This window comes from Shigella sp. FC1661, assembly GCF_001712525.1.
GTDB lineage: Bacteria > Pseudomonadota > Gammaproteobacteria > Enterobacterales > Enterobacteriaceae > Escherichia > Escherichia coli.
This window is the reverse complement of the sequence record NZ_MDGW01000143.1, coordinates 1-6,000: the sequence shown is the minus strand read 5'-3', so window position 1 is coordinate 6,000 and position 6,000 is coordinate 1. Positions and strand designations below refer to the sequence as shown.

7 protein-coding genes and 3 pseudogenes are annotated in these 6,000 nt (G+C 55.3%); 9 read left to right on the top strand and 1 reads right to left on the bottom strand.

Annotation, left to right across the window (positions count from 1 at the left end; translation table 11 throughout):
- Window positions 1-244, bottom strand: a pseudogene (locus tag BFF42_RS09875) (IS1-like element transposase); the annotation flags it as partial.
- 368 nt (window positions 245-612) lie between these two features.
- Between BFF42_RS09875 and BFF42_RS09870 the strand changes: the two are divergent.
- The 9 genes and pseudogenes from BFF42_RS09870 to BFF42_RS09830 form a co-directional block, all read left to right on the top strand.
- Window positions 613-948, top strand: coding sequence for a zinc ribbon domain-containing protein YjdM (locus BFF42_RS09870; RefSeq protein WP_001300891.1), 336 nt, complete (start codon window positions 613-615; stop codon window positions 946-948).
- Window positions 949-1,107: 159 nt separating this feature from the next.
- Window positions 1,108-1,551 carry a VOC family metalloprotein YjdN gene (gene yjdN / locus BFF42_RS09865; RefSeq protein ID WP_001131335.1) on the top strand — a complete coding sequence of 148 codons (444 nt, stop codon included), beginning with the start codon at window positions 1,108-1,110 and terminating at the stop codon, window positions 1,549-1,551.
- A 132-nt stretch (window positions 1,552-1,683) separates the two neighbouring features.
- Window positions 1,684-2,471: pseudogene (gene phnC / locus BFF42_RS09860) on the top strand (phosphonate ABC transporter ATP-binding protein).
- Window positions 2,472-2,495: 24 nt separating this feature from the next.
- Window positions 2,496-3,512 carry a phosphonate ABC transporter substrate-binding protein gene (phnD, locus tag BFF42_RS09855; RefSeq protein ID WP_000992002.1) on the top strand — a complete coding sequence of 339 codons (1,017 nt, stop codon included), beginning with the start codon at window positions 2,496-2,498 and terminating at the stop codon, window positions 3,510-3,512.
- A gap of 125 nt (window positions 3,513-3,637) precedes the next feature.
- The gene (phnE, locus tag BFF42_RS09850; RefSeq protein ID WP_001193493.1) at window positions 3,638-4,417 is read left to right on the top strand and encodes a phosphonate ABC transporter, permease protein PhnE; all 780 of its coding nucleotides are present in this window, start codon (window positions 3,638-3,640) and stop codon (window positions 4,415-4,417) included.
- Window positions 4,418-4,437: 20 nt separating this feature from the next.
- On the top strand, window positions 4,438-5,163 hold the full coding sequence (gene phnF, locus BFF42_RS09845; protein ID WP_001301447.1) for a phosphonate metabolism transcriptional regulator PhnF: 726 nt from the start codon (window positions 4,438-4,440) through the stop codon (window positions 5,161-5,163).
- A complete protein-coding gene (gene phnG, locus BFF42_RS09840) occupies window positions 5,164-5,616 on the top strand; it encodes a phosphonate C-P lyase system protein PhnG (RefSeq protein WP_000542751.1) in 453 nt (150 codons plus the stop codon).
- Window positions 5,613-5,888, top strand: a pseudogene (locus BFF42_RS09835) (phosphonate C-P lyase system protein PhnH); the annotation flags it as partial. The gene phnG and the pseudogene BFF42_RS09835, both read left to right, overlap by 4 nt.
- 46 nt (window positions 5,889-5,934) lie before the next feature.
- A partial coding sequence (locus BFF42_RS09830; RefSeq protein WP_096257578.1) for an IS1 family transposase occupies window positions 5,935-6,000 on the top strand: 66 nt, incomplete at its 3' end.

The window sequence follows — 6,000 nt, the reverse complement described above, 5'->3', positions numbered from 1 at the left end:
TAAAACCGTGTTGAGGCCAACGCCCATAATGCGTGCACTGGCGCGACATCCGACGCCATTCCATGGCCATATCAATGATTTTCTGGTGCGTACCGGGCTGAGAGGCGGTGTAAGTGAACTGTAGTTGCCATGTTTTACGGCAATGAGAGCAGAGATAGCGCTGATGTCCGGCAGTGCTTTTGCCGTTACGCACCACGCCTTCAGTAGCGGAGCAGGAAGGACATCTGATGGAAATGGAAGCCACGCAAGCACCTTAAAATCACCATCATACACTAAATCAGTAAGTTGGCAGCATTACCGAAATAATTTTATATTTAGTGTGTTGTTTTTTATCAGAATAAATAACGTCTTCTGATGCGTTTAAAACGTCAGAAAGATAAAAATATCATGTGAATAAAAAAAAGAACAAGTAGAGCATTAACATTATCTTAAATAATAAATAGAGGCAAAAAGATTATTTTCTTTTTGCGTTTCCTTTCAAATGAAAACGATCGTCGTCTAAAATCAGCAGTACCCCCGACAAACTCAGGGATTTTGTGTATAATTGCGGCCTTTTTCGGCAATCTGCCGTTTTTTGGCGCTTTTGCCCTGCTGACTTTTGAGGAAATCCACATGTCATTACCACACTGCCCAAAATGCAACTCCGAATACACTTACGAAGATAACGGCATGTACATCTGCCCGGAATGTGCCTACGAATGGAACGACGCAGAACCTGCACAGGAAAGCGACGAGCTGATCGTTAAAGATGCTAACGGCAATCTGCTGGCTGACGGCGACAGCGTTACCATCATTAAAGATCTGAAGGTGAAAGGTAGCTCTTCGATGCTGAAAATTGGCACCAAAGTGAAAAACATCCGCCTGGTTGAAGGCGACCATAACATCGATTGCAAAATCGACGGTTTTGGTCCGATGAAACTGAAATCTGAGTTTGTGAAAAAGAACTGATTGTATTGTGATCGGTAAGCCGGATAAGGCGCTCGCGCCACATCCGGCAACGATGCCGACTGCCTGATGCGACGCTGACCGCGCCTTATCAGGCTTCCCTCTCATCTGTATAAATTTCGAACTACACTTAACTGGCTTCTCTTAACTGAGGTCACCATCATGCCGTTAAGTCCCTACCTCTCTTTTGCCGGTAACTGTTCCGACGCGATTGCCTATTATCAACGTACGTTGGGCGCGGAACTGCTCTATAAAATCAGCTTCGGCGAAATGCCAAAATCAGCGCAGGACAGCGCCGAGAACTGCCCTTCCGGAATGCAATTTCCCGATACCGCCATCGCCCACGCCAACGTGCGCATTGCCGGAAGCGACATCATGATGAGCGATGCTATACCGTCAGGAAAAGCCAGCTACTCCGGCTTTACGCTGGTGCTCGATTCGCAACAGGTCGAAGAAGGAAAACGCTGGTTTGATAACCTTGCCGCTAACGGAAAAATTGAAATGGCCTGGCAGGAAACTTTCTGGGCGCATGGCTTCGGCAAAGTCACCGATAAATTTGGCGTACCGTGGATGATTAATGTCGTCAAACAACAACCAACGCAATAACCCGCCGGGAGGCCCGCCCTCCCGCACTGTCATCGAATTCCCGTTAACTCTTCATCTGTTAGTCACTTTTAATTAACCAAATCGTCACAATAATCCGCCACGATGGAGCCACTTTTTTAGGGAGGCTGCATCATGCAAACGATTATCCGTGTCGAGAAGCTCGCCAAAACCTTCAATCAGCATCAAGCGCTGCATGCGGTTGATCTGAACATTCATCACAGTGAAATGGTGGCTCTGCTTGGGCCGTCGGGTTCCGGCAAATCCACACTTTTACGTCACTTAAGCGGTTTGATTACCGGCGATAAATCCGCCGGCAGCCATATCGAGCTGCTGGGCCGACAGTCCAGCGCGAAGGCCGTCTGGCGCGCGATATCCGCAAAAGCCGCGCCCATACCGGCTACATCTTCCAACAATTCAACCTGGTGAATCGCCTGAGCGTACTGGAGAACGTGCTGATTGGCGCGCTCGGCAGCACGCCGTTCTGGCGCACCTGTTTTAGCTGGTTCACCCGCGAGCAGAAACAACGCGCGTTACAGGCGCTGACCCGCGTTGGCATGGTGCATTTTGCCCATCAACGCGTTTCCACCCTCTCCGGCGGACAGCAGCAGCGTGTGGCGATTGCCCGCGCGCTGATGCAGCAGGCGAAGGTGATTCTGGCCGATGAACCCATCGCCTCGCTGGACCCGGAATCCGCCCGCATCGTGATGGACACCCTGCGCGACATCAATCAGAACGACGGCATCACCGTAGTCGTCACGCTGCATCAGGTGGATTACGCCCTGCGCTACTGCGAACGCATCGTCGCCCTGCGCCAGGGGCACGTTTTCTACGACGGCAGCAGCCAACAGTTTGATAACGAACGTTTTGACCATCTCTACCGCAGCATTAATCGCATCGAAGAGAACGCGAAAGCTGCCTGACATCCCCATCATTGAGGAAAACGAATGAACGCTAAGATAATTGCCTCGCTGGCCTTCACCAGCATGTTCAGCCTCAGCACCCTGTTAAGCCCGGCACACGCCGAAGAGCAGGAAAAGGCGCTGAATTTCGGCATTATTTCAACGGAATCACAGCAAAACCTGAAACCGCAATGGACGCCATTCTTACAGGATATGGAGAAGAAGCTGGGCGTGAAGGTGAACGCCTTCTTTGCCCCAGACTACGCAGGCATTATCCAGGGAATGCGCTTCAATAAAGTGGATATCGCCTGGTACGGCAACCTGTCGGCAATGGAAGCGGTGGATCGCGCCAACGGCCAGGTCTTCGCCCAGACGGTCGCGGCGGATGGATCGCCAGGTTACTGGAGCGTGTTGATCGTCAACAAAGATAGTCCGATCAACAACCTGAACGATCTGCTGGCGAAGCGGAAAGATCTCACCTTCGGCAATGGCGATCCTAACTCCACCTCTGGCTTCCTCGTCCCCGGTTACTACGTCTTTGCCAAAAACAATATCTCCGCCAGCGACTTTAAGCGCACCGTCAACGCTGGGCATGAAACCAACGCGCTGGCCGTCGCCAACAAGCAGGTGGATGTTGCCACCAACAACACCGAAAACCTCGACAAGCTGAAAACCTCCGCGCCAGAGAAGCTGAAAGAACTGAAGGTGATCTGGAAGTCGCCGCTGATCCCAGGCGATCCGATCGTCTGGCGCAAGAATCTCTCCGAAACCACCAAAGACAAGATCTACGACTTCTTTATGAACTACGGAAAAACGCCGGAAGAGAAAGCGGTGCTGGAACGCCTGGGCTGGGCCCCGTTCCGCGCCTCCAGCGACCTGCAACTGGTGCCGATTCGCCAGCTCGCACTGTTTAAAGAGATGCAGGGCGTAAAAAGCAATAAAGGACTGAATGAGCAGGACAAGCTGGCGAAAACCACCGAGATTCAGGCGCAGCTGGATGACCTGGACCGCCTGAACAACGCGTTAAGCGCGATGAGTTCGGTGAGTAAAGCGGTGCAGTAATGTGCTCGATCGGTCCCCTATCCCTTGAGGGAGAGGGTTAGGGTGAGGGGGAAATGCGCACGCTGATGCCCTCATCCCGGCCCTCTCCCACAGGGAGAGGGAGAAAACATTAAACGGAGCCAAACATGCAAACCATCACCATCGCCCCACCCAAGCGTAGCTGGTTCTCGCTTCTGAGCTGTGCCGTTGTTCTCGCCGTGCTGGTCGTCTCGTGGCAGGGCGCGGAAATGGCCCCGCTTACGCTGATTAAAGACGGCGGCAACATGGCAACCTTCGTTGCCGACTTCTTCCCGCCCGATTTCAGCCAGTGGCAGGATTACCTCACCGAAATGGCCGTCACGCTGCAAATCGCCGTCTGGGGCACCGCGCTGGCAGTGGTTCTCTCCATCCCCTTCGGTCTGATGAGCGCCGAAAACCTGGTGCCGTGGTGGGTTTACCAGCCCGTTCGCCGCCTGATGGATGCCTGCCGCGCCATTAACGAAATGGTCTTCGCCATGCTGTTCGTGGTCGCCGTCGGTCTCGGCCCGTTCGCTGGCGTGCTGGCGCTATTTATCCACACCACCGGCGTGCTCTCCAAGCTGCTTTCCGAAGCGGTGGAAGCGATCGAACCCGGCCCGGTAGAAGGCATTCGCGCCACCGGCGCCAACAAGCTGGAAGAGATCCTTTACGGCGTGCTGCCACAGGTAATGCCGCTGCTGATCTCCTACTCCCTCTATCGCTTCGAATCCAACGTCCGCTCGGCGACCGTCGTCGGCATGGTCGGTGCAGGCGGGATCGGCGTCACCCTGTGGGAAGCGATTCGCGGTTTTCAGTTCCAACAAACCTGCGCCCTGATGGTGCTTATCATCGTCACGGTCAGCCTGCTGGATTTCCTCTCTCAACGGTTGCGTAAGCACTTTATCTGATAAGCGAGGCATTGATATCTATGCACTTGTCTACACATCCGACCAGCTACCCAACACGCTATCAGGAGATAGCCGCAAAACTTGAGCAGGAGCTTCGTCAACACTATCGCTGCGGCGACTATCTTCCCGCCGAGCAGCAGCTGGCGGCGCGCTTTGAGGTAAATCGCCACACCCTGCGCCGCGCCATCGACCAACTGGTGGAAAAAGGCTGGGTACAGCGCCGTCAGGGCGTCGGCGTGCTGGTGCTGATGCGCCCGTTCGATTACCCGCTCAACGCCCAGGCGCGTTTTAGCCAGAACCTGCTGGATCAGGGCAGCCATCCCACCAGCGAAAAACTGCTGTCGGTGCTGCGCCCGGCATCTGGTCACGTCGCTGACGCGCTGGGGATAACCGAGGGGGAGAACGTCATCCACCTGCGCACCCTGCGCCGGGTCAACGGCATCGCGCTCTGTTTAATCGACCACTACTTTGCGGACCTCACCCTTTGGCCGACGCTGCAACGCTTCGACAGCGGCTCGCTGCACGATTTTCTGCGCGAGCAAACCGGGATTGCGCTGCGCCGCAGCCAGACGCGGATCAGCGCCCGCCGCGCCCAGGCCAAAGAGTGCCAGCGTCTTGAAATCCCGAATATGTCGCCGCTGCTGTGCGTGCGCACCCTTAACCACCGTGACGGTGAAAGCAGCCCGGCGGAGTACTCCGTCAGCCTGACGCGCGCCGACATGATTGAATTCACTATGGAGCACTGAATGCACGCAGATATCGCGACCCGCCAGCACTGGATGTCCGTGCTGGCGCACAGCCAACCGGCTGAACTGGCAGCCCGCCTGAACGCGCTGAACATCACCGCCAACTATGAAGTGATCCGCACCGCCGAAACCGGCCTGGTACAGATTCAGGCGCGAATGGGCGGTACCGGCGAACGCTTTTTTGCCGGCGACGCCACGCTGACCCGCGCCGCCGTACGCCTGACTGACGGCACCCTCGGCTACAGCTGGGTGCTGGGGCGCGACAAACAGCACGCCGAACGCTGCGCGCTGATTGACGCGTTGATGCAGCAATCTCGCCATTTTCAAAACTTATCAGAAACCCTTATTGCCCCACTGGACGCTGACCGTATGGCACGCATTGCCGCACGCCAGGCCGAAGTGAACGCCAGCCGGGTCGACTTCTTTACGATGGTTCGCGGAGACAACGCATGACCCTGGAAACCGCTTTTATGCTTCCTGTGCAGGATGCCCAGCACAGTTTTCGTCGCCTGTTAAAGGCCATGAGCGAGCCGGGCGTGATTGTCGCCCTGCATCAGCTCAAACGCGGCTGGCAGCCGCTGAATATCGCCACCACCAGCGTGCTGCTGACGCTGGCTGATAACGACACGCCGGTGTGGCTTTCCGCGCCATTAAGTAACGATATCGTCAGCCAGAGCCTGCGTTTTCATACCAACGCGCCGCTGGTCAATCAGCCGGGTGATGCTGCCAACTTACTGATTTAGTGTATGATGGTGTTTTTGAGGTGCTCCAGTGGCTTCTGTTTCTATCAGCTGTCCCTCCTGTTCAGCTACTGACGGGGTGGTGCGTAACGGCAAA

What these genes read in the sequence shown, in the direction of transcription:
- phnD (WP_000992002.1), top strand. Translation starts at nt 2,496, where the DNA reads ATGAACGCTAAGATAATTGCCTCGCTGGCCTTCACCAGCATGTTCAGC.
- phnF (WP_001301447.1), top strand. Translation starts at nt 4,438, where the DNA reads ATGCACTTGTCTACACATCCGACCAGCTACCCAACACGCTATCAGGAG.
- phnE (WP_001193493.1), top strand. Translation starts at nt 3,638, where the DNA reads ATGCAAACCATCACCATCGCCCCACCCAAGCGTAGCTGGTTCTCGCTT.
- yjdN (WP_001131335.1), top strand. Translation starts at nt 1,108, where the DNA reads ATGCCGTTAAGTCCCTACCTCTCTTTTGCCGGTAACTGTTCCGACGCG.
- phnG (WP_000542751.1), top strand. Translation starts at nt 5,164, where the DNA reads ATGCACGCAGATATCGCGACCCGCCAGCACTGGATGTCCGTGCTGGCG.
- BFF42_RS09870 (WP_001300891.1), top strand. Translation starts at nt 613, where the DNA reads ATGTCATTACCACACTGCCCAAAATGCAACTCCGAATACACTTACGAA.